19 protein-coding genes and 1 CRISPR repeat array are annotated in these 21248 nt (G+C 56.8%); of the genes, 11 read left to right on the top strand and 8 right to left on the bottom strand.

The window, feature by feature from the left end; genetic code table 11:
• Positions 1-42: 42 nt before the first annotated feature.
• The 8 genes from ACEN2J_RS10955 to ACEN2J_RS10920 form a co-directional block, all read right to left on the bottom strand.
• On the bottom strand, positions 43-1281 hold the full coding sequence (locus tag ACEN2J_RS10955) for a Tm-1-like ATP-binding domain-containing protein (protein WP_442105780.1): 1239 nt from the start codon (positions 1279-1281) through the stop codon (positions 43-45).
• The gene (locus ACEN2J_RS10950; RefSeq protein ID WP_442105778.1) at positions 1268-2194 is read right to left on the bottom strand and encodes a phosphotransferase enzyme family protein; all 927 of its coding nucleotides are present in this window, start codon (positions 2192-2194) and stop codon (positions 1268-1270) included. The genes ACEN2J_RS10955 and ACEN2J_RS10950 overlap by 14 nt, the downstream gene beginning before the upstream one ends.
• Positions 2187-3485 (bottom strand): aspartate aminotransferase family protein, encoded by a 1299-nt coding sequence (locus ACEN2J_RS10945; protein ID WP_442105776.1) that lies wholly within the window; start codon positions 3483-3485, stop codon positions 2187-2189. Before ACEN2J_RS10945 ends, ACEN2J_RS10950 begins: the two co-directional genes overlap by 8 nt.
• A complete protein-coding gene (locus tag ACEN2J_RS10940) occupies positions 3482-4966 on the bottom strand; it encodes an aldehyde dehydrogenase (RefSeq protein ID WP_442105775.1) in 1485 nt (494 codons plus the stop codon). The genes ACEN2J_RS10945 and ACEN2J_RS10940 overlap by 4 nt, the downstream gene beginning before the upstream one ends.
• Positions 4967-5033: 67 nt before the next feature.
• Entirely contained in the window at positions 5034-6422 is a 1389-nt protein-coding gene (locus ACEN2J_RS10935; protein WP_442105773.1) for an APC family permease, read from the bottom strand.
• A gap of 180 nt (positions 6423-6602) precedes the next feature.
• Positions 6603-8071: a CRISPR direct-repeat array (repeat unit 28 nt; unit sequence GCTCCCCGCCGGATAGGCGGCTGAGAGA).
• 238 nt (positions 8072-8309) lie between these two features.
• Positions 8310-8588, bottom strand: a complete 279-nt coding sequence (locus ACEN2J_RS10930; RefSeq protein WP_442105771.1) for a hypothetical protein — start codon at positions 8586-8588, stop codon at positions 8310-8312.
• A gap of 122 nt (positions 8589-8710) precedes the next feature.
• Entirely contained in the window at positions 8711-9604 is an 894-nt protein-coding gene (locus ACEN2J_RS10925; RefSeq protein ID WP_442105769.1) for a GntR family transcriptional regulator, read from the bottom strand.
• Between the two features lie 64 nt (positions 9605-9668).
• On the bottom strand, positions 9669-10712 hold the full coding sequence (locus tag ACEN2J_RS10920; protein ID WP_442105767.1) for a zinc-binding alcohol dehydrogenase family protein: 1044 nt from the start codon (positions 10710-10712) through the stop codon (positions 9669-9671).
• A 520-nt stretch (positions 10713-11232) separates the two neighbouring features.
• Between ACEN2J_RS10920 and ACEN2J_RS10915 the strand changes: the two genes are divergently transcribed.
• From ACEN2J_RS10915 to ACEN2J_RS10865, 11 genes are all read left to right on the top strand, one after another.
• Positions 11233-11730, top strand: coding sequence for a TRAP transporter small permease subunit (locus ACEN2J_RS10915; protein ID WP_442105766.1), 498 nt, complete (start codon positions 11233-11235; stop codon positions 11728-11730).
• The gene (locus tag ACEN2J_RS10910; RefSeq protein ID WP_442105764.1) at positions 11720-13246 is read left to right on the top strand and encodes a TRAP transporter large permease; all 1527 of its coding nucleotides are present in this window, start codon (positions 11720-11722) and stop codon (positions 13244-13246) included. The genes ACEN2J_RS10915 and ACEN2J_RS10910 overlap by 11 nt, the downstream gene beginning before the upstream one ends.
• Before the next feature lie 13 nt (positions 13247-13259).
• Entirely contained in the window at positions 13260-14324 is a 1065-nt protein-coding gene (locus tag ACEN2J_RS10905) for a TRAP transporter substrate-binding protein (RefSeq protein ID WP_442105762.1), read from the top strand.
• A gap of 164 nt (positions 14325-14488) precedes the next feature.
• Positions 14489-15346 carry a PaaX family transcriptional regulator C-terminal domain-containing protein gene (locus tag ACEN2J_RS10900; RefSeq protein WP_442105761.1) on the top strand — a complete coding sequence of 286 codons (858 nt, stop codon included), beginning with the start codon at positions 14489-14491 and terminating at the stop codon, positions 15344-15346.
• A 161-nt stretch (positions 15347-15507) separates the two neighbouring features.
• On the top strand, positions 15508-16713 hold the full coding sequence (gene pcaF / locus ACEN2J_RS10895) for a 3-oxoadipyl-CoA thiolase (RefSeq protein WP_442105759.1): 1206 nt from the start codon (positions 15508-15510) through the stop codon (positions 16711-16713).
• Positions 16714-16731: 18 nt separating this feature from the next.
• Entirely contained in the window at positions 16732-17736 is a 1005-nt protein-coding gene (gene paaA, locus ACEN2J_RS10890) for a 1,2-phenylacetyl-CoA epoxidase subunit PaaA (protein WP_442105757.1), read from the top strand.
• Positions 17737-17798: 62 nt separating this feature from the next.
• Complete coding sequence (gene paaB, locus ACEN2J_RS10885) at positions 17799-18083, top strand: 1,2-phenylacetyl-CoA epoxidase subunit PaaB (RefSeq protein WP_442105755.1); 285 nt, start codon at positions 17799-17801, stop codon at positions 18081-18083.
• Complete coding sequence (paaC, locus tag ACEN2J_RS10880; protein WP_442105753.1) at positions 18083-18859, top strand: 1,2-phenylacetyl-CoA epoxidase subunit PaaC; 777 nt, start codon at positions 18083-18085, stop codon at positions 18857-18859. Before paaB ends, paaC begins: the two co-directional genes overlap by 1 nt.
• A 10-nt stretch (positions 18860-18869) precedes the next feature.
• Entirely contained in the window at positions 18870-19382 is a 513-nt protein-coding gene (gene paaD / locus ACEN2J_RS10875; RefSeq protein ID WP_442105752.1) for a 1,2-phenylacetyl-CoA epoxidase subunit PaaD, read from the top strand.
• Between the two features lie 17 nt (positions 19383-19399).
• On the top strand, positions 19400-20476 hold the full coding sequence (gene paaE / locus ACEN2J_RS10870) for a 1,2-phenylacetyl-CoA epoxidase subunit PaaE (RefSeq protein WP_442105750.1): 1077 nt from the start codon (positions 19400-19402) through the stop codon (positions 20474-20476).
• Positions 20477-20489: 13 nt separating this feature from the next.
• The gene (locus tag ACEN2J_RS10865) at positions 20490-21245 is read left to right on the top strand and encodes a Phenylacetic acid catabolic protein (protein WP_442105748.1); all 756 of its coding nucleotides are present in this window, start codon (positions 20490-20492) and stop codon (positions 21243-21245) included.
• Positions 21246-21248 lie beyond the last annotated feature (3 nt).

Raw genomic sequence — 21248 nt, 5'->3', positions numbered from 1 at the left:
TCGTGAACAAGGTTTACAAGCAAAGCCCCTGCATGACAGGAGCTAGGGTTTTGCGACGCTCCCATCGGCCAGCCATGTGTCGAAAATCGCAAGTGCCGCATCGACAAACGCAGGGTCGTTTATATGCGCAGGGATTGATTGAAGCTGGACGTTTTCAGGCAGGTTTTCATCCAGTGTTTTCAGAAACGAAGACAAGCCTTGCGGATTATGCAAATCAGCCTCGGGCCTATCCCATTCACCGCAACCCAATTCGGGGAGAATTAGCGCGGTTGGCCCTTTTGCTTGGGCCAATGCGGCACAATGCGCACGCGCGTTTTCGCAAACTTCGGCCTCATTAAGCACGATTGAGGTGATAAGGCGATTATGTGCGTGACTTTTATGGTTTGCCCATTTTGCAGGTAGCGCATCCCAGCCTGGAATGTCGACAAGGTCATAGCAACCTGGTGCTACGATTTGTGGGGTCCCCGAAAGGCCCGCGCCAGTCAAGCGGCCAGCGCCAGAGGATACCCGAGAGCCGTGAACATAGTTGCCGAGTTCTTGGGTGCAAAAATCAAAGACACAGGCAAACTCGCCATTCGCCGCCATCGATTCAAATGCGCGCCCGCCCATGCCTGTCGCGTGAAAAACGGCCACGTCAAAGCCCCGCTCTTCCAATGCGGGCTTGAGCGCCACGATGTATTTAAGGGCCGAGGTGCCTAGGCTGGTGATACCGATTAAGGGCCGATCTGGTGCGGGGCGTTCAACCGCGCGCGCGGCGCCGAGTACGGCACCAGCAGCTTGACTGAGCGCTGATTTGCAGACGGAACTCAACCCGTAAAGACCTCCGGCCCAAAGGATCATTTGGGTGTCTGCGGCCATCCGCTCGGTGGGGATAAGGGGTGAAAAGGCCACGGTGCTTACGATGTATTTCGGCACACCAAGTGGCAGCGCATTGCAAACATCCAGCGCCAGATCGGTCCCCATTGAACCGCCAAGAATAAGCACCCCATCAAAACGGGATTGCGCATAAAGCGACGCACTCATATTCGCCGCACCCTGAGCCATGATCTGCATTGCGTAGTTCTCATTGCCGCTATCAATGGCGGCTTGAATGCTGCTTTCAGCGGCCGCAGCGACATCGTGTTTGGAAATATCAGTCGCGTTTTGCGGATCGCCCAAAACGCTTACGTCCATTGTCAAAACCTGACCGCCTTGGGAGGTGATCCGCTCGCAAATATAATTCAGTTCACCATCTTTCGTGTCATAGGTGCCGATGACGAGAATGGTTTTAGGATCGTTCATTTTGCACTCCTGAGAGACGTGAAAAGCAATCGAATGCTTCGGCAATGAAGCGATTATTGCGTGCGGGTGCGCCATCTTCTGACAGGCGAGGTGTGATCCATCCGATATATGTGCAGGCGCGTAGGGCCTCGAACAGTGGCAAATGGGTGAGATCAATGTCGCGTTCAGTTTTATATCCATCAACGACGGCCCGAGCCAGCGCGCCGGTTGGATCGTTGCGTCTGCTGCGGTGAGTCACGGTTGCCAGATCAAAAAGTCTATATCCAAAGCCGCCGTCGTCAAAATCGATCAGCCGTAGTGTATCGCCACAGGTAAGGACGTTTTCGGGAACAAGATCTGCGTGGATAAGCCCCACATCAAAGGTGCCTTCGTTCAACACATTGCGCGCTTGATCGCGAAATGCCTCCAGCCGTGTTTTTTGCGCTGGCGAGAGCGTTGGGTTTTCCCAAAACGGGCCCCAAAGTGGTGCGTCCCCAACCAGACCATCTGCATCCCAAAGCGGGCGTGTGAAGTGGCTTGGCGGGGTCCACGCATTGGTAATCTCATGGCAGCGCGCCATTGTTTTTCCCAAGCCGTGATAGGCTTGGGGTGTGGGGGATTGGGTCAGCGCATCACCTTCTAGCCATGTGACCACATCGACGAACGTGTCATCGAATTGGGCAAAAATACTGCCGTCGAGGGAGGGTATTGGCGCTGGGACGGAGATACCACCCCGCGCCAATACAGCCATCCATTCGAGTTCGGAAATCAACTCAGCTTGGCTTCGAAGGCCGGGTCGGTGCAGGCGAAGTGCCACCGGTCTGGTCTGCGTATCCACGCGGTAAACATAATTTTCACGGGCGGCGATCAAGTGACAGGATGTACCCTGAAACCCCCAGTGGTTTAGCGCCGACTTAACAATAGCATCACTCATGGGCCGGACCGAGATCGTGCAGAACCCCGTCCAATGTGCTAAGCATGAAGTCGGCGTTTTCTTTTGAGAACGGCATAGGCGGACGGATCTTGAGCGTGTTATAGTGGATGCCTAATTTGTTCATCAAGACACCACGCCTGCGCATCTCGTTTGCCACTTGGGTGGCGTATTTCGTCGCTGGCGCCTTGGTTGCCTTGTCGGTCACAAGCTCTGCGCCAAAGAAAAGACCGTAACCGCGCACGTCGCCGATCCAATCATATTTTTGCGCGAGCTTGGTAAGCCCTGCACGGGCGTAGCTGCCCACAACACGCGCGTTGTCTTGCAAGCCTTCGTCGCGGATAACGTCAAGAACCGCCATGGCGGCTGCACAAGAAACAGGGTTGCCGCCGAAGGTGTTGAAATAGCGGAATGATTTGCGGAAAGTGGCCATGATTTCGGGTGATGTTGCAACGCCTGCCACAGGATGCCCATTGCCCATCGGTTTGCCCATAGTAACGATGTCGGGCTGAATGCCGATACGTTGGTGCCCCCAAAACGCCTCGCCGTTGCGCCCAAAACAGGGTTGAACCTCGTCGGCGATGAATAGACCGCCTGCCTTGCGCACGACTTCCATTGCTGGATCGAGCCAGCCTTTTTCGAGTGTCGGAAAACCTTCGTTCAGAAAAGCGGGGCAGAAGATCACAGCGGAAAAGCCGATGCCAGATGCTTCGAGGTCGTCGATTGCGGCTTGTATGGATGCGGCGAATGCGTGGGCGTGGGCCATGCCGCCAGTCCCGCCTTGCGGGCGGTAGCTGTCGGGGGCGGGCACTTGGCGGACGTTACTTGCGTCGCCTGTTGCGGGGCGGTTCGTGGCACTTAATGCGGCAACGACGGTGGTGTTCCCGTGATAGGTGTGATCGGTCGCGATGATGCCGCGCTTGCCTGTAATAGCCTCGGCCATGCGCAGGGCGATATCGTTGGCCTCGGACCCTGTGCAGGTCATGATTGCGGTGGTCAGATTACCGTCAAAGGTGTCTGTGAGCCGCTCTACATAATCGAGAATGCCTGCATGCGGATAGCGGGTGTGCGTGTTGAGCAAACTCGCCTGCTTGCAAATCGCCTCGACCACGCGAGGGTGGCAATGGCCGACATGTGGCACGTTGTTGTAGCAATCAAGATACTTGTTGCCGTCCGCATCCCAGACCCAAACGCCGCTGCCTTTGACCAGATCGACGGGCTCTTCGTAGAAAGTCGAAACATTGGGGCCAAGCAGTTTGGCCCGCCGGGCCATAAGATCATCGACACGGCTCATAGCTTCATCCACGCGGTTTTCAGGTTAGTGTATTTGTCGAAAGCATGCATGGATTTATCATGCCCATTGCCCGATTGGCCGACACCGCCGAGCGGCACCGTGCCGTCAGCGCCTCCGTAGGTGTTTACATGCACTACGCCCGCGCGGATGGCCCGCACCATACGGTGCGCGCGTCCAAAATCAGAGGTCCAGACGCCAGACGCCAGCCCAAGTTTTGTGCTGTTCGCCAAGGCAATGGCTTCTGCTTCGTCTGAAAACTTCGTGATGGCAAGAACAGGGCCAAAGACTTCTTTCTGGGCGAGGTCCGCGTCAGCCGCGACGTTAGAAAATACCGTGGGTTCCATGAAATAGCCTCCAGTCTCTTGCATGATGTGGTTACCGCCGGTCATCAGTTTTGCGCCTTGTTCTGCCGCGCGCGCAACAAAAGTCAGATTTTGCTCCAGTTGGCGAGCGGAGTTTACGGCGCCCATTTGGGTGGTGATATCTAGCGGGTCACCGACCCTAAAGGCGGCGGCGTGTTTGGCGACTTGGGCCACGAAATCGTCGTGAATGTCGGCTTGAACCAAGAGACGCGAGCCCGCGACGCAGACTTGTCCCGCGTTCCGGAAGATACCTGCGGCGGCGGCTTTTGCTGCGACGTCTAGATCGGGGGCGTCATTGAAAATGATATGTGGGGATTTGCCGCCGAGTTCCAAGAAGACCCTTTTGAGGTTTGAGCGGGCCGAGTATTCCAGCAACCTGCGGCCAACACCGCCCGAACCTGTGAAGACCAAAACATCGACATCCATCGAAATGCCCAAAGCCTCGCCCACGACGGGGCCCTCGCCAAAGACGACGTTCAAGACGCCAGGGGGCAGGCCCGCATCAAGCGCGAGTTCGGCCATGCGGTGCAACGTAAGAGACGCAGTCTCGGCAGGTTTCAAGACAACCGAATTGCCGGCAGCTAGCGCCGGTCCAAGCTTCCACGCGCCGATCATCATCGGAAAGTTCCAAGGAATAATCGCGCCGACAACACCAACAGGTTCGCGGTGAATTAGACCAAGAAACGCGGGGTCGGTGTTGGCGATTTCGCCGTAAACCTTGTCGAGAGCTTCGGCATAATAGCGGATGGTGCCAGCGGCAGAGAACGGTTCCGCCTTGTAGGCCATTGAGATTTCGGTGCCGTTGTCGCGGACGCCTAGGACAGCCAGCTCCATGGCTTTCGCCTCGATCAGATCAGCCCACTTGAATAAAATTTTCTTGCGGTTTGCGGGCGCCATCTGAGACCAACTACCTGCCTCAAAGGCTTTCCTTGCAGCGGCAACGGCCCGTTCAATATCAGCCGCAGTACCACGCGATACCGATGTGAGAACCTGACCATCAATCGGCGAGATCACCTCCATGGTTTGCCCGTCGCTCGCCGCTTGCGCCTTGCCGTCGATCAAATGCTGTCGGGGCTGCACCGATTGGTTGCGGAATACGTCGATGTCGTGTTGCTGCATGGTGGCCTCTAAACGTTAAATGCGGGGTAAAAGGCGCGACGGTTGGTCACGCCTTTCAGAGTAATACTTAGGTCCGTGCGCTACCCATACGGGCAAAACGGACGGGATCGCGGCGTTCCAGTTTAACGCCTAGGTAGTAGCCGATTGCCGCTATTACGACGACGCTAGACGGAAGAGCCACGCCTGCTATGCCTGTAGTACCCGTCATCTCGCCGAATTTTGCAAAGATGATGACGAATAAGAACGCCATTATGCCGCCCGCGATGGCGGGAAGGATTTTGGTTGATAAGATCCCTTCGCCAAGGCCACCGTTACGGGCAAAAAAGCGCATGATGGCAAAGGATGTGATCGCCATTAGCCCAAGGATGCCCAATGTCCCAAGCTGTGTCATCAAGGTGAAAAGTTGCAGCACAGGGTCGAGGCCAAACACAGCAAAGATACCAATCACGATAAACGCGATGGCCGTTTGGATGAGCGAGCCGATGTGGGGGCTTTGGAACCTGAGGTGTGTGACGCCGACACTGTCAGGCAAGATGCCTTCGCGGCCCACGACGTATTTGTAACGCGCGGCACCGTTATGAAAGGCGAGAACGCCCGCGAATAGGCTCGTGACAAAGAGGATACTCATGATCGTACCGATAGGCCCGCCGATGTAGCGACCTGCCAGATCAAACAGGAATGTTGTCGGGTCTGGCAAGGCTTGTAGCGTTGGCACAAGTTTGTCGATGCCCGCGCCATTGGCCATAAGCCATGAGGTCAAAAGATAGAACACACCGATCATGATGACGGAGAGATAGGTTGCGCGTGGCACAGTTTTTTTCGGATCGCGTGCCTCTTCGGAAAAGATGGTTGTCGCCTCAAACCCGATGAAGGCTGCGAAACAAAAGAGGATACCGATAAAGGGCGAGCCGCTCATGAACTCGTGTGGGGTGAAGGGGGCGAGTGACAGGCCGCTGTCGCCGCCCTTGACGAAAATTGCCACGTCGATGAGAAGCACCACAAGGTATTCGAGCAGCACCAAGACCATCAGGATTTTGACCGAGAGATCAACCTGCCGGTAGCCGAGTATCCCGACGAGCGTGATTGCCACGAGCGACCAGCACCACCAAGGCAGCGTGAGGCCAAACTGTCCAAAAGTTTGAGAGGCCGCTGCCCCAAGGAGGCCCATAACGCCGACTTGCATGGCGTTATACGACAAGATCGCGATCATTGAGGCTGCACCACCCATGCGCCCGCCAAGCCCCTGCGCAGTAAAGGCATAAAATGCCCCCGCGTTTGAGATGTGCCGCGCCATGGCGACATATCCTGCAGAAAATAGCAAAAGGATCGCTGTAACGATTGTGAAGCCAGCTGCGACCCCCGATCCGTTGCCCAAGAGCATTGCGATAGGTACACCGCCTGCAACTGCTGTCAAAGGGGCTGCGGCGGAGATGACGAGGAACGTGACCGAAGCCACGCCTAGCGAGTTTTTGCGAAGCTGATTGGTTTCACACGGGGAACCTTAGATGATCTTTTTGCGCCGTTCGGAAAAATGATGTAGAAACAGGAACTTGATTCGGCTCTTTGACAATATGGTATTGCAGATCTTCAGCGCGTAATTTGTTGAAATGATATGGGTTTCGTTCAAGGAACCACTGCTCCCCGCCGGATAGGCGGCTGAGAGATTTTGGTATATCGGCGTAATAAGGTTGTGAGTGCTCCCCGCCGGATAGGCGGCTGAGAGAACCAGAATCACAAAGGCTTTTTGCATACTCAAGCTCCCCGCCGGATAGGCGGCTGAGAGAGCCTATTGTGACAGACCAACCTGTGCTCTCATGCTCCCCGCCGGATAGGCGGCTGAGAGAGCGTGCAGATCGCAGACAAAACATGGTTTAGTGCTCCCCGCCGGATAGGCGGCTGAGAGAATTGCAAGGCTCCATATATTGGGGTTTTAAAGGCTCCCCGCCGGATAGGCGGCTGAGAGAAGCCTGCGCCGCAATGCAAATCGCCAAAACGTGCTCCCCGCCGGATAGGCGGCTGAGAGATGACTGAAGGCGCGGGCGGCGGCGGCACAACTGCTCCCCGCCGGATAGGCGGCTGAGAGACCATTGTTACCAGAAGCCCGGCGCGATCCGCTGCTCCCCGCCGGATAGGCGGCTGAGAGAAATGCGCCAACGCTTTTCTGTGCCGCCCGCGCTGCTCCCCGCCGGATAGGCGGCTGAGAGAAGTTTTAGCGTGTCCCAAAGGGCATATTGCCGGCTCCCCGCCGGATAGGCGGCTGAGAGAATATGATTGATCTACAAATCCGAGCAACAGATGCTCCCCGCCGGATAGGCGGCTGAGAGAACTAGCAATCAATCACGATTTACCGCAACCATGCTCCCCGCCGGATAGGCGGCTGAGAGATCTAAGATTGCCTCGATCACCTGAACCTGCACGCTCCCCGCCGGATAGGCGGCTGAGAGAATTCCAGGCGGAAGTTGGACTTTCATTTTTTAGCTCCCCGCCGGATAGGCGGCTGAGAGAGATTATTGCAGAGGTTTTTGCTATCTCTGCATGCTCCCCGCCGGATAGGCGGCTGAGAGACACACGTGCCGAGGGTCATGTCTTTGCGGTATGCTCCCCGCCGGATAGGCGGCTGAGAGACGCCCGAAGGCCCCGAGGAATGGGGCTTCATTGCTCCCCGCCGGATAGGCGGCTGAGAGATGTCTCAAGTGCGGTCAGCGTTGCAACGATGGGCTCCCCGCCGGATAGGCGGCTGAGAGACCAATCCATGATTATATGGTTAACTGTTGACCGCTCCCCGCCGGATAGGCGGCTGAGAGAATGCAAAAACGCGCGATCAAAAGTGCATATAGGCTCCCCGCCGGATAGGCGGCTGAGAGAACAACAGACGCCGCCGCAGCAACGGCCCCAGCGCTCCCCGCCGGATAGGCGGCTGAGAGAGAGCAAGAACAACTGGATGCGGGCGCAAAGGCGCTCCCCGCCGGATAGGCGGCTGAGAGATACACAACGCGAGATATCAATACAGTTGAGTTGCTCCCCGCCGGATAGGCGGCTGAGAGATGCGTGGCGATGCTGGAGCCTGTGCGGGCGTTGCTCCCCGCCGGATAGGCGGCTGAGAGACGCATACTTTCGCGCCGGTCGCATTATGGTTCGCTCCCCGCCGGATAGGCGATTAGCCGTGATTTCCAACCCCCGCGTCCGCGAGACAAAGCACCGACAGCCAAGACATTCGCCACCGGAACGGCGAGGCCAATTGCGACAGACATTAATCCGGAAACAGCAGCGGGCATTGTGGACGCCGCGACAAAGGCAATCGCAGTGTTGAAACGCCATGCGGTCTGCCACGTACCTGCGAAGTCTAGAAAAGAGGGGGGCCCCAAGAACGCAAAAGGAGTCCCAAGCTAAATCCTAGCCCCATGACGGTCCAAACACCGACACCGACTGACGCGATCTCAGAGATAGCAATCGGGCGTACAGATGCTGATACGAACAAGAGCGCGGGAAAAAGCACAAGAAAGTTCAGGCGGTCGATGCCAGCCCAGATATCAGGTGTTAGCCGTTTGCTGATCACCCCACCCAGCCCAATAAGGATGAGGTCAGGCAGCAGCGACAGGACAATGGAGAGCAGGTTATCCATGTCTGATGGCACTTTTCTGCCGTATGGCGGAAGCGTTCAGGCTTTTATGAACATGTAAAAGCATCGTGGCCTGTATCCTTGGCTGACCCATCGGGCGACTGCCCCCTAGCCGACCACATGTCTTACTCCCAAACCACCGAGTCTAGCAGAGTGCGCCGCGCAGACAGCAGGTGTTCCTTGAATGCGGCTTTTGCGGCGTCCCGTTCGCCTGCTAAAAGAGATAGGATGACTGCCAGATGCTCTTCTGCGGCCAGTTGGTTGCGTTCCCGCTCGTCATGCTTTTTCCAACGGTAGTGAAAGTGGAAAATCAGAGACACAAGTTCATAGAAATCATCGACAAACCGGTTGTCGAGCAAAGATGTGAACGTGTTGTGGAAACGTTCATCAAGGTTGGGAAACCGCAGGAAGGTGGCATCCATATCGGCCAAAATATTTAGATGGTCCTGTTCCAATTGTTTCAGCGTAGCCTGTGCTGCGGGAGACGGTAAAATATCGCAGAAAGCGCGAAAGGCGCGCATCTCGAACATTTCGCGCACATCAAACAATTCGATCGCGAATTCGCGTGTGAACCCGTTCAGGACCCAATGGCGGTTTGGCTTTTTCTCGATCAATCCAAACCGCGAGAACCGGATCAGAAATTCGCGGACACCGGAAGTGCTGACCCCGAATTCCCTGACAAGCTCTGCTTCGCGCAGGATGGTGCCTGGCGCTAAATCGCCGCCAAGGACATATTCCATGAAGGCAGTTTCTACCCGCGTCCCAGCAGAACGGGTTTCTTCTTCAGCAAAATAATCAGATTTGCGCGGTTTTCGCAGCACCTGTTTGCTTCGCCCGTCCCATGTGATGATCTTTGCCTCATCCAGATGTTCAAGGACGGATCTGACGGTCGTTCTGCTGATGGACCATTTTGTCGCTAAAAATGTTTCAGGCGGCAGGCTCGCTTTTACGCCGAGTTCCTGAATGTAATCGAGGCATCTATTATAAGTCTCTTTGTAGACGCTGTTCGTTCGAGACACGGCGCAACTATCCTTTTGTCCTTATTGGACTCGTCGGCAACTTAAACGTTTATTTTGCCAATGCCTAGTCGCCGTCATGACAGCCATCGCCTGCCATCGCAACCATGACTTTGAAGGTTTCATTGCGGTGATTATTCCAATAGTTAAATGAGTTTTGCGCCTCGGCCCAAGGAAAAACCTTGGAAATAAGGCTGTTCCCAATCGTTGGCTGCGCTTCCAGAAAGGTGATGACGTCTTCAAAATCGGTGCGGGTTGCATTGCGTGACCCTAGAATATCCAGTTCCTTAAGGTTGAACAGGGATGTGTTGTAGCTGACCTCTGATTTAGCATAACCGACGTAAACGATTCGTCCCGCATAGCAGGCCAGGTCCACCGCGCAGCGGAAGGTTTCTGGCAATCCGACTGCTTCGATTACCACATCTGGCCCCAAGTCATCGGTCAGACGCGAAATTTCCACACCGATATCGCAGGTGTTAGGGTTCAGAAACGCGGTCACGCCCAAGTCGAGCAATTGCTGACGCTTTGTCTCGCTTACCTCGATCGCGACAACGCGCGCGCCGCGTGACAGGGCCGCCAGAACTGCGCCAATACCGATCATCCCCGCGCCATAGATAACAACGGTTTCGCCCGCCTGCACACGCCCACGGGCAACAGCGTGAAAGCCAACAGAAAGCGGTTCCACCAGCGCCAAAAGCGGTTTCGCAAGGGTATCGTTAAGGATCAATCGGTCGTGGTGCACGACAAGCGATGACGACATCCCTCCGTCTTGCTGCACCCCGAGCGTTCGATTGTAGCGGCAGGCATTCTGGCGGCCAGAGCGGCAGGCCGAACATGTGCCGCAGGTCGTATACGGAATGACAATAACCGAAGCGCCAGCTTTGAAACCTGCCGGAACGTCAGGGCCTGTTTCAACGATTGTGCCGCCGATTTCGTGGCCGGGAATGCGCGGTAATTGCACCAGCGGATTGAGGCCGCTGTAGGTGTTCAGGTCAGAGCCGCACAAGCCAACGTGCTGAACAGCTATCAAAACTTCGCCATTTCCGGGCCTTGGTTCAGCGATGTCGTGTATTTCTGTCTGTCCTACTTCGGTGATGACAAGTGCTTTCATGGTGTGCCTGTTCTTGCGATGTACGTTGCGGGGCGGAATTAGGGCCATTTATCTTGGGGGGGGGGTGTGGATAAGTTGAACGAGCAAAAAATGTTCTTATTAGTTTAAAAACTCTGTTGCTTTTCGTCAAGTGTTCTTTTTGGATAGTAGACATTATATTGCCGTTTTCGGATCAGAAAGGCTTCAACTGAATGAACCCTAGGGGGAAACCGCATTTGTGGCCCTGAATGGCGAGTTTTGGGGCGCGGTGTTGGTGCATCAACATTAATCGCAGGGTTGCCGAAGTCACGCGGCGGCTACGGCACATAGCTGTTTTCGGCATGGTTATTGAGGCCTTTGCGAGGGCGATGTTCAACCCGTGGTGCATTCGCGCGGGTGGTTGGCTTGATGCATGAAAGCGTCGATCGGCATTTCAAAACCATGAAGTTGCCTTGCTCTATAGCTTTGTGCTTGGGCTGCCGGGTATTCCCCGCTAAGTGACTGACATGGAACGGTGCCAAAGGGGGGCAACCAGAGATCTATGCGGGGAATATTTCTGTCTTTCAGCTGTGCTGTTGACCGGATCGCGCTTTGGCTGTGCCTTGGGGCAACGGCCATCCTGACGGTGATGGTGTTGGTGATCGTGATTTTGCGCTACGGGTTTGGGCAAGGGCATCTGCAATTGCAGGATATGGCCAATTATGCCTTTGCCATTCTGGTCATTTTCAGCGTTCCGGTCTGCCTGAGCCGCGAAGGCCATGTGCGGGTAGAGGTGTTTTCAGAGCGAATGCCGCCAGCCTATCGCTTTTGGGCCGATGTGGTGGCGCTTATCCTGTTTCTGATTCCGGTGTTCGGCCTGATTATCTGGGCATGGGCACCGCAGCTTGGTTATTCTTGGTCCATTCAGGAGGCCTCATTGGAAACAGGGGGGCTTGGTGGGTTGTTCGTGATCAAATCGACGCTGCCATTGGCAGCGGGGATGACCATTGTGCAAGGGATTGCGGTGATTTTGCGCAAAGGGGTCGATCATGGTGCATGAAGGTTATTTGTTGTTTCTGATCGTCGCGCTATTCGCGGGCATCCTGAGCGGCATTCCGGCGATGCTGGCGATTGCCGGGGTGCCGCTTGTCACCGCCCTCTTTGCAGGGGTGACGGGGCATTTTGATTTGGGGTTCCTGAACTTTTACCCTGCGCGGGTCTGGGGTGTGATGACCAACACCTTGCTGATGGCGGTGCCGCTATTCGTGTTGATGGGGGTGTTGCTGGAACGCTCGGGCCTTGCGGAACGGATGCTGGCAGTGCTGTCGCGGATGCTGGGCGGCAGCCCGCGCGGCATTGCGCTATCGGTTCTGGCCTTTTCTACACTGATCGCGGCCTCTACCGGAATTATCGGGGCGACAGTCGTGATGCTGGTTTTGATTAGCCTGCCATCGATGTTGGAGGCTGGCATAAAACCGCGTGTCGCCAGCGGGCTGATTTGTGCCAGCGGGACGCTGGGCCAGATTATTCCGCCGTCGATTTTGCTGGTGTTGCTGGGGGATCAGATCGGCAATGCCTATCTTGAGGCACAGCAAAAGGTCGGGAATTTTGCGATTACGCCGGTGTCGGTGGGCGATATGTTTGCAGGGGCGATGTTGCCCGGTTTGCTATTGGTGATGCTGTATGCTGGCTATATCGCGCTGGTGTTGCGCCCAACGAAATCTGCACCCAAACCGCTGCGCGAGGCGGTGCCGCTGACCGAGGTGCTGTTTACCTTTCTGCCGCCTATTTTGTTAATTTTGGCGGTGCTAGGCTCTATTCTGGCAGGAGTTGCGACGACGACGGAGGCCGCTGGGCTGGGGGCCGTGGGCGCGCTGTTTTTGGCGGGATATACCAGCGATGGCGGGCGCGTCGGGCAATGGACCATCGGGGCGGCGGCGCTGGCGGCGTTGGGTTTTGTTGCACTACGGCTGCTGGATGGCGGGGCAGGGCAGGCGGTTATCGGGGCGCTATTGGCCGCTGCTCTTGTCGGTTTTGGCGTGATCGTCGCGGCTGCGCGTTTGATCCGCAGCGGTGTCTTGAAAAGCGGCTTGATCGAGACGATCCGCATTTCCGGCATGGTGTTCGGTATTGTGATTGCGGCCTCTATGCTTTCTCTCGTGTTTCGCGGTTTTGGCGGTGACATCGCGGTAGAGCATTTGTTGAAGGGAATGCCGGGTGGCACTGCCGGGGCGCTGGCGTTTGCGCTGTTGACGGTGTTTTTGTTGGGCTTCATGCTAGAGGCGGTAGAGATTATTTACATCGTCGTGCCATTGCTTGGCCCGCCCATTCTGGCAACTGATATTTCGCCAGTCTGGTTTGGGGTGTTGATGGCGATGAACCTGCAAACATCCTTTCTGACGCCGCCTTTCGGGTTTGCGCTGTTCTACTTCCGCTCTGTCGCGCCGCCTGAGGTGACAACACGCGATATCTATTTGGGAATAATCCCCTTCGTGGGCTTGCAGATTTTGGCGCTTGGCATACTGATTATGATACCGGAACTGGCGACGTGGTTGCCGGATCTAATGTTCAGATAGCGGGAGGAAAACCATGGAACGCAGAAAGTTTTTAACGGCAGGTGTTGGCATTGCGGCAGGGGCGGCGTTGGCATCCCCGGCGATTGCGCAGGGCAAGATTGAGTGGAAGCTGCCGACTGCCTTTCCCAAGAATGCGCCGGGTGTTGGCACGAACGTAACGAATTTTGCCGAAAAGGTTGCGGCGATGTCAGACGGGCGGCTGAGTTTTACCGTCTATGGCGCGGGTGAGCTGGTGCCGCCGTTCGCGGTGGAAGATGCGGTTCAGCAGGGCAATGCCGAGGCTGGCCATGGCCCGACCTACTATGCTGCGGGCAAAAACGCCGCCTTGCATTGGTTTACCGCTGTCCCTTTTGGCATGACCTCGAACGAGCATTTCGCTTGGCTGGAATTCGGTGGCGGCTATGATCTGTGGAACGATATTTACGCCACGCGCGGGCTGGTGCCGTTTTATTCCGGTAACTCCAACACGCAATCGGGTGGCTGGTTTAAGAACAAGATCGAGAATGTGGACAGCCTTAAGGGGCTGAACATGCGGATTGCCGGTCTTGGGGGCGAGATTTTCCGCAAGCTTGGGACCAACGCTGTTTTGATGCCACCGCCCGAGATTTTCCAAGCGATGCAATCGGGTGCGATTGATGCGGCGGAATGGGTTGGGCCGATGCTTGATCAGGCGTTCGGGCTGCAAAAGATCACCAAGTTTTGCTATGTTCCGGCCTTTACCGAACCGGGGGCAGGGCTTGCCATTGTGTTTAACAAGGACGCGTTTGAAACGCTGCCTGCCGATTTACAGGCCATTTGCAAGAATGCGGCCCATGCTGCCGCGCTGGAAAGCCACGCGCAGTTTGATTTCTATAACGCCAAGGCGATGCAGGCATTGCAAGCCGAAGGCGTAGAGTTTTTGGCCTTCCCCGAAGATGTGGTCGCTGCTCAGCGCGCGGCTTGGGCCGAGGTGCAGGAAGAATTGACCGCAGCAAATCCTGATGTCGCCCGCGTGCGCGAAAGCTATGATGCCTATCTGGCTGATGCGCGGGCCTATGCTGCCGTGATGACCGAGCCGATGTTGGCAGGTCGCGGCTAACCGATAGGGGCCGCGCATGTCGCGGCCCTTTTTCCGGCTCTGTTGCCCAAAAAGGACCGGACTTAAACCGCTGCAAGGCCAATCAATCGCCAGCGCGGTATTTTTTTGGTGCTGTAAGCTGCAGTGCCAGTCTATAAACGGGTTGGAAAACGGAAAGCGCGACAATGCCGGATACCAGCCAAGCACATTTCAAAAACCTGTTGGGGTGTGTTCCGCCTCGGGCCGGGCATTTTATTGTATCCCTGTATGGTGACGTGGTGGAGCCGAGAGGCGGCACCCTTTGGATGGGGCGGGTAATTGGCCTTTGCCAATCGGCCGGACTTAGCGAAACGCTGGTGCGGACGGCAGTTTCGCGACTGGTTGCAGCGGGTCAACTGGTTGGTGAGCGTGTGGGGCGGCGGAGTTACTATCGCTTAACGCCCAAAGCGCAGGTGGAATTTTCCCATGCGGCCCGTGTTTTGTTTACACCCCCTGAAACGCCCGAAGATTTTGCCATGTTGGCGATGCCCGTAGCAGGCTTGCCGCATGGGTTTGTCGCCATGCGGCCTGACCTTGCCTTCGGCGCTTACCGGCCAAACCTTGCAGCAGAAGGCCAGTTTGTTTTGCGGGCCTCGGTACAGCAATACGGGGCGGATTTGCCGGAGTTGGTGGCTGGCTTGTGGGATCTGGCGCCATTATCTGAACGCTATCAGGCGGTTTTGACAAGGTTTACACCCTTGCTCGAACTGCAAACAACACTTGCTCCGCAAGATGCACTGATTGCCCGCCTGCTGTTGGTTGATGATTACAGGGCCGCCATTTTGCGCGATCCCATGCTGCCGCGCGCCGCCTTGCCGCAAGATTGGCCGGGCTGGGCCGCGCGGGCCCTGTTCGTGCGGTTGTATCTGCACCTTTCCAAGCTGGCTGATTCGTACATTCAGCAAGCATTTGAGGAAAACGAAGGCTTGCGACTGACCGAGACAGCGCAATTGACAGCCCGCATAGGGCAGTTGTTGGCAGAAGCCGAAAGTCGAACCGATTGAAACCTTTGGGTTTTCGTTGTGTTTTGTCAGATTCATCCTAAAGCATCACTAAATTATAAAAAAATGCTTTGGCGCGTGATGCTTTGTGCTGTATAACATGACCGAACGGTCGGTTAATGTTTTGAGCCGATCACAGCCAGACCCTTGGGAGGGGGATCAGCATGACTGACGCCTTTATCTGCGATGCAGTGCGCACACCAATCGGACGCTACGGCGGTGCGCTGTCGGGCGTTCGCGCAGATGATCTTGCAGCACTTCCCTTGAAAGCCTTGATGGAGCGTAATCCAAAGGTTGATTGGTCGCAGGTTGACGATCTGATCTATGGCTGCGCCAATCAGGCCGGTGAAGATAACCGCAATGTGGGCCGAATGGCCGTGCTGCTGGCGGGGATGCCGGTGGCCGTGTCGGGAACCACGGTGAACCGGCTGTGTGGGTCGGGGATGGATGCCGTGGGCATGGCGGCACGTGCGATCAAAGCGGGCGATTGCGATTTGGTTATCGCAGGCGGCGTTGAAAGCATGAGCCGCGCGCCTTTCGTGATGCCCAAGGCCGACACCGCCTTTTCGCGCAGTGCGGCAGTTTATGACACCACAATCGGCTGGCGCTTTCCCAACCCATTGATGAAGAAACTTTATAGCACCCATTCAATGCCAGAGACGGCGGATAATGTGGCGGCGGATTACAATGTCAGCCGCGCCGACCAAGATGCCTTTGCCGCACGTTCGCAGGCGCGCTGGGCTGCGGCGCATGAAAAAGGTGTTTTCGGCGATGAAATCGTGCCGGTTGTCATCCCGCAGAAAAAGGGTGATCCGGTGGTCGTTGACACAGACGAACATCCACGCCCCGGCACCACGGCCGAGCAGCTTGGACGTTTGCGCGGCGTGAACGGGCCGGATCTTTCGGTGACGGCGGGCAATGCTTCGGGTGTGAATGACGGCGCCGCGGCGCTTGTGATTGCCTCGGCCGAGGCTGCGAAAAAGCACGGTTTGACGCCAAAGGCGCGGATCGTTGCCATGGCGGCGGCTGGGGTTGAGCCTCGGATCATGGGCGTTGGCCCGGCCCCTGCGGTGCGCAAGGTTTTGGCCCGCGCAGGCATGACGCTGGACCAGATGGATGTGATTGAGTTGAACGAGGCTTTTGCCGCGCAGGCCTTGGCCGTGCTGCGCGACCTTGGGTTGCCCGATGATGCGGCGCATGTGAACCCGAACGGCGGTGCCATCGCACTTGGCCACCCGTTGGGGATGAGCGGCGCACGCCTGATTACCACAGCGATGTATCAACTCCGCCGCACCGGCGGGCGCTTTGCCCTTTGCACAATGTGCATTGGGGTCGGGCAGGGGATCGCAATTATTATCGAACGCGTTTGAAACAGGGAGACGACTGCAATGTATGCCCAGATGGTAAAGACGGACGCCGACCGCGTAAAAAGCCTTGAGGAAATGGCCCCGGAAGAGCGCGCCTTTCAAGAGCGCATTGACCGGAATGAAAAGATCGAGCCGAAAGAGTGGATGCCAGAAGCGTATCGCAAAACGCTGATCCGCCAGATCGGGCAGCATGCGCATTCTGAAATTGTCGGCCAATTGCCCGAAGGCAACTGGATCACCCGCGCCCCCACCTTGGAACGCAAAGCGATTTTGCTGGCCAAGGTGCAGGATGAGGCTGGCCATGGTTTGTACCTGTATTGTGCCGCTGAAACGCTGGGCGTCAGCCGCGATGAGCTGTTGGAAAAACTCCACTCTGGTCGCATGAAATATTCGTCGATCTTCAACTATCCCACGCTGACTTGGGCCGATATGGGCGCGGTTGGCTGGCTGGTGGATGGCGCGGCGATTATGAACCAAGTGCCGTTGCAGCGTACCAGCTATGGCCCCTACAGCCGTGCTATGGTGCGGATTTGTAAGGAAGAAAGTTTCCATCAGCGCCAAGGCTATGACATCATGATGAAGATGGCCGCTGGCACGCCGGAACAAAAGGCCATGGCGCAGGACGCGCTGAACCGCTTTTGGTATCCGTCCCTAATGATGTTTGGCCCGTCAGACGCGGACTCCGTGCATTCGGCGCAAAGCATGGCGTGGAAGATCAAGATCGACACCAATGACGGCTTGCGTCAGAGATTTGTGGATCAAACCGTGCCACAGGCCAAATATCTGGGCCTGACCATCCCCGACCCTGATCTGAAATGGAACGACGAAAAGGGCGGTTACGATTTCTCGCAGCCCGATTGGACCGAGTTCTTTGACGTGATCGCCGGTAACGGGCCTTGCAATAAGGAACGTTTGGGCGCGCGGGTCAAGGCGTGGGACGATGGCGCGTGGTTCCGCGATGGGCTGACCGCCCATGCCAAGAAAGCTGCGGCGCGTCGCGCCTCTGCAAAGATTGCTGCTGAATAAAATCACCGGGCAACCGCCCAACCCACAGCCAAATTAGGCCCGTTTTCGGGAGGAGAGAACTCATGTCCAGCGAATGGCCCCTTTGGGAGGTCTTTATCCGTGGCCAGCACGGCCTGAACCACCGTCATGTCGGCAGCTTGCACGCGCCAGATGCGGAAATGGCAATCCTGAACGCACGGGATGTTTACACCCGTCGCAACGAAGGCGTGTCCATTTGGGTGGTACCGTCGGCACAAATCACCGCGTCCAGCCCGTCTGACAAAGGCCCGCTGTTTGAGCCGTCAAATGCCAAGGTCTACCGCCACCCGACCTTTTTCGACATCCCGGAAGAAGTGGGGCACATGTGATGGCTGTGCAGGAAACGGCGGTCGATCGCGCCGCTTTGTTTGAGTTACTCACGCGGATGGGGGACAATACGCTGATCCTTGGCCACCGTGTGTCTGAATGGTGCGGTTTGTCGCCTGTGCTAGAGGAAGACATCGCGCTGGCCAACGTCGCCTTGGACCTGATCGGCCAAACCCAACTGTGGCTTGGGTTGGCAGGTGAGGTTGAGGGCAAAGGCCGCACGGCAGATAACCTTGCCTATCTGCGCGACGCAGGCGGGTTTAGGAACCTGCTGTTGGTAGAGCGCCCGAACGGCGATTTTGGCCAAACTCTGATGCGGCAATTCCTGTTTGACGCATGGCATTTTGAAATGCTGAAAGCGCTGGAAAAGTCGACTGACGCACGGGTTGCCGAAATCGCGGCCAAATCGGTAAAAGAGGTGGCCTATCACGTCGAACGATCAACCGACCTGATTATTCGCTTGGGTGATGGCACCGATGAAAGCCGTGCCCGGATGCAGGCGGCGCTGGATGATCAGTGGTCCTATACCGGTGAGATGTTTTTAGCGGATGAGGCGGATAAAGCCGTGGCAGCTGCAGGCATTGCCCCTGATCCGGAAAGCCTGCGGGCTGCATGGCAAACGGTGGTCACATCGGTGTTAGAGGAGGCGACGTTGGTCATCCCAACTGAACCCTACGCCCACAAAGGCGGCAAGCGCGGCGTTCATACCGAGCATTTGGGCTTTATCCTTGCGCAGATGCAGTTTTTGCAACGGGCCTATCCCGGCGCGCGCTGGTAGGGGGGTGGTTATGCAGCCTACCACGGATCAAGTTTGGGAGTGGCTGTCGCAGGTGCCGGACCCGGAAATCCCCGTGATCTCGCTAACGGATCTGGGGATTATTCGGGGGGTGGAATGGCAGGGCGACACGCTGGTGGTAGCCGTCACGCCAACCTATTCCGGTTGCCCGGCCACTTCGATCATCAATCTGGATATCGAGACGGCGCTGCGTGACCATGGCATCGAAAACCTGCGGCTAGAGCGGCGCTTGTCGCCGCCTTGGACCACAGATTGGATTTCTGAGGCAGGCCGCGAAAAGCTGCGCGCCTATGGCATTGCCCCACCGATTGATGGCACCGCCGCCGATGGCCGCCTTGATGCCCGCATATCACGGATGGCGGGGTCGTCTAACCTTGTTGTCACCTGTCCGCATTGTGGATCGAACCATACGGAAAAGGTCAGCCAGTTCGGCTCGACCCCCTGCAAGGCGTCGTACCGCTGCAAAGACTGTCTGGAACCTTTCGACTATTTCAAATGCATCTGAAGATGCCGGAGTAAATCATGGCCCGTTTTCATCCCCTAGAGGTTACCGATGTGAAGCGTGAAACCCGCGATGCGGTTGTTGTCACGCTAAAGCCCCGCGCCGAAGATGCGGCGGCGTTCGATTTCACCCAAGGTCAGTATTTGACCTTCCGCAACAGCTTTGACGGCGAGGAATTGCGCCGCTCATATTCAATCTGCGCGGGCAAGGATGATGGCGCGCTGCGCGTTGGCATCAAGCGGGTTGAGGGCGGGGCGTTCTCAACCTGGGCCAATGAGGTACTGAAACCCGGCGATCTGATTGATGCCATGCCACCGATGGGCAAGTTTTATACCGCCATCGACCCTGCGGCCGACAAGCATTACCTCGGCTTTGCTGGCGGATCGGGCATAACGCCACTACTGTCCATCATCAAGACCGTGCTGGCGCGTGAACCCAAAAGCCGCTTTACGCTGGTCTATGCCAACCGCCAGATCAACTCGATCATGTTCCGCGAGGATCTGGAAGATCTGAAGAATCTCTATCTCGGGCGCTTTTCGGTGATCCATGTGTTGGAGATGGAAGGGCAAGAGATTGACCTGTTCACCGGCCGTGTAGATGCCGAGAAGATGAAGGCGCTGTTTGCGCGATGGATTGACCCGAAATCGGTGGATACAGCATTCATTTGTGGGCCAGAGCCGATGATGCTGGCGATTGCCGCCTCCTTGCGCGACCACGGGCTGACCGATGGGCAGATCAAGTTTGAGCTGTTTGCCAGTGGCCAACCGGGCCGCGCCCGCGCCAAAGCCGTATCCAAGCACGCGGTAAAGCCGGGCAGTGGTACGGCGGCGACGGTTACACTGGACGGCGCCGCCCGCAGCTTTGAGATGCCGCGCCAAGGCCAATCGATTTTGGACGCCGCGTTAGAGGCCAATCTTGACGCGCCTTTCGCCTGCAAGGCCGGGGTGTGTTCGACCTGCCGCTGCAAGGTGATCGAAGGCGAAGCCGAGATGGCCGTGAACCACGCTCTGGAAGATTACGAAGTCCGCGCGGGCTATGTGCTGAGCTGCCAAGCCTATCCGCTGACCGACAAAATTGTCGTCAGCTATGACGAATAAGGGGGAACCTGCGATGTCTGACACGATGAATATCGAAGACTACCTTGCCCAAGGCGGCGTTCTTACCTCGCCGGGCAACGTGCCTGCACGCTACCGCGCCGATTTGATGCGGCTGATGTCGTCTTTTGTCGATAGTGAGTTGGCAGGCTCGGCAGGGTTTGCCGCCTCGATCAATTGGGCACCCGGCATCAAGGAACGGATCGCTGCCTGCCGCATCACGCTGGAAAAGGCCGATCATGCCGAGCGTGTTTTGGCTGTGATGGGCGATTTTGGCACCGACACCAAACGTTATCAATCGGCCCATGATTGGGCGGCGCGGATGGGGCGGGGCGCGGATATTGGCACCATGCGCCAAGGCGGTGATATGCGGCTTTCGGTGTTCCATTATCCGATCACGGGTTGGACCGATGCTGTGGTAATGAATGTGCTGATGGGCACCGCGACCGGCGTGCAGATGACCGAACTCACCCGCTTGTCCTATGCCCCATTGGCCGAGGTGTTCCGTGAAATTGCCCCGCGTGAGGCGCGTCATGTTGAACTCGGCTTTGAAGGGTTGGAACGCATTGTGACGACCGACCAAGACCGTGCCGAGGCCCGCGCTGCCATTGCCTATTGGCACCCGCGTGTCGCCGCCAGCTTTGGCACCGCCGCGTCACCGCGATTTGACACACTGAAACGCTTTGGCCTGCGGCATCAAGCCAATGAGGCACTGTTGGCCGACTGGAATGCGCAGATTGACGCGCGTTTGACCGCGTTGAACCTGAAATAAACG

Origin of the sequence: Pseudorhodobacter sp. W20_MBD10_FR17 (assembly GCF_052119765.1) — a bacterium.
In the GTDB taxonomy this organism is placed as follows: domain Bacteria; phylum Pseudomonadota; class Alphaproteobacteria; order Rhodobacterales; family Rhodobacteraceae; genus Pseudorhodobacter.
Note: the sequence above shows the minus strand (reverse complement) of the source record. Positions and strands in the feature narration are given on the sequence as shown.

Bases quoted from the DNA above. Each gene is read 5' to 3' on its own strand.
- ACEN2J_RS10945 (WP_442105776.1), bottom strand. From the start codon at position 3,485: ATGAGCCGTGTCGATGATCTTATGGCCCGGCGGGCCAAACTGCTTGGC.
- paaE (WP_442105750.1), top strand. From the start codon at position 19,400: ATGGCCCGTTTTCATCCCCTAGAGGTTACCGATGTGAAGCGTGAAACC.
- paaD (WP_442105752.1), top strand. From the start codon at position 18,870: ATGCAGCCTACCACGGATCAAGTTTGGGAGTGGCTGTCGCAGGTGCCG.
- paaB (WP_442105755.1), top strand. From the start codon at position 17,799: ATGTCCAGCGAATGGCCCCTTTGGGAGGTCTTTATCCGTGGCCAGCAC.
- ACEN2J_RS10920 (WP_442105767.1), bottom strand. From the start codon at position 10,712: ATGAAAGCACTTGTCATCACCGAAGTAGGACAGACAGAAATACACGAC.
- ACEN2J_RS10910 (WP_442105764.1), top strand. From the start codon at position 11,720: ATGGTGCATGAAGGTTATTTGTTGTTTCTGATCGTCGCGCTATTCGCG.
- pcaF (WP_442105759.1), top strand. From the start codon at position 15,508: ATGACTGACGCCTTTATCTGCGATGCAGTGCGCACACCAATCGGACGC.
- paaC (WP_442105753.1), top strand. From the start codon at position 18,083: ATGGCTGTGCAGGAAACGGCGGTCGATCGCGCCGCTTTGTTTGAGTTA.
- ACEN2J_RS10900 (WP_442105761.1), top strand. From the start codon at position 14,489: ATGCCGGATACCAGCCAAGCACATTTCAAAAACCTGTTGGGGTGTGTT.
- ACEN2J_RS10905 (WP_442105762.1), top strand. From the start codon at position 13,260: ATGGAACGCAGAAAGTTTTTAACGGCAGGTGTTGGCATTGCGGCAGGG.
- paaA (WP_442105757.1), top strand. From the start codon at position 16,732: ATGTATGCCCAGATGGTAAAGACGGACGCCGACCGCGTAAAAAGCCTT.
- ACEN2J_RS10940 (WP_442105775.1), bottom strand. From the start codon at position 4,966: ATGCAGCAACACGACATCGACGTATTCCGCAACCAATCGGTGCAGCCC.
- ACEN2J_RS10865 (WP_442105748.1), top strand. From the start codon at position 20,490: ATGTCTGACACGATGAATATCGAAGACTACCTTGCCCAAGGCGGCGTT.
- ACEN2J_RS10955 (WP_442105780.1), bottom strand. From the start codon at position 1,281: ATGAACGATCCTAAAACCATTCTCGTCATCGGCACCTATGACACGAAA.
- ACEN2J_RS10915 (WP_442105766.1), top strand. From the start codon at position 11,233: ATGCGGGGAATATTTCTGTCTTTCAGCTGTGCTGTTGACCGGATCGCG.
- ACEN2J_RS10950 (WP_442105778.1), bottom strand. From the start codon at position 2,194: ATGAGTGATGCTATTGTTAAGTCGGCGCTAAACCACTGGGGGTTTCAG.
- ACEN2J_RS10930 (WP_442105771.1), bottom strand. From the start codon at position 8,588: ATGGATAACCTGCTCTCCATTGTCCTGTCGCTGCTGCCTGACCTCATC.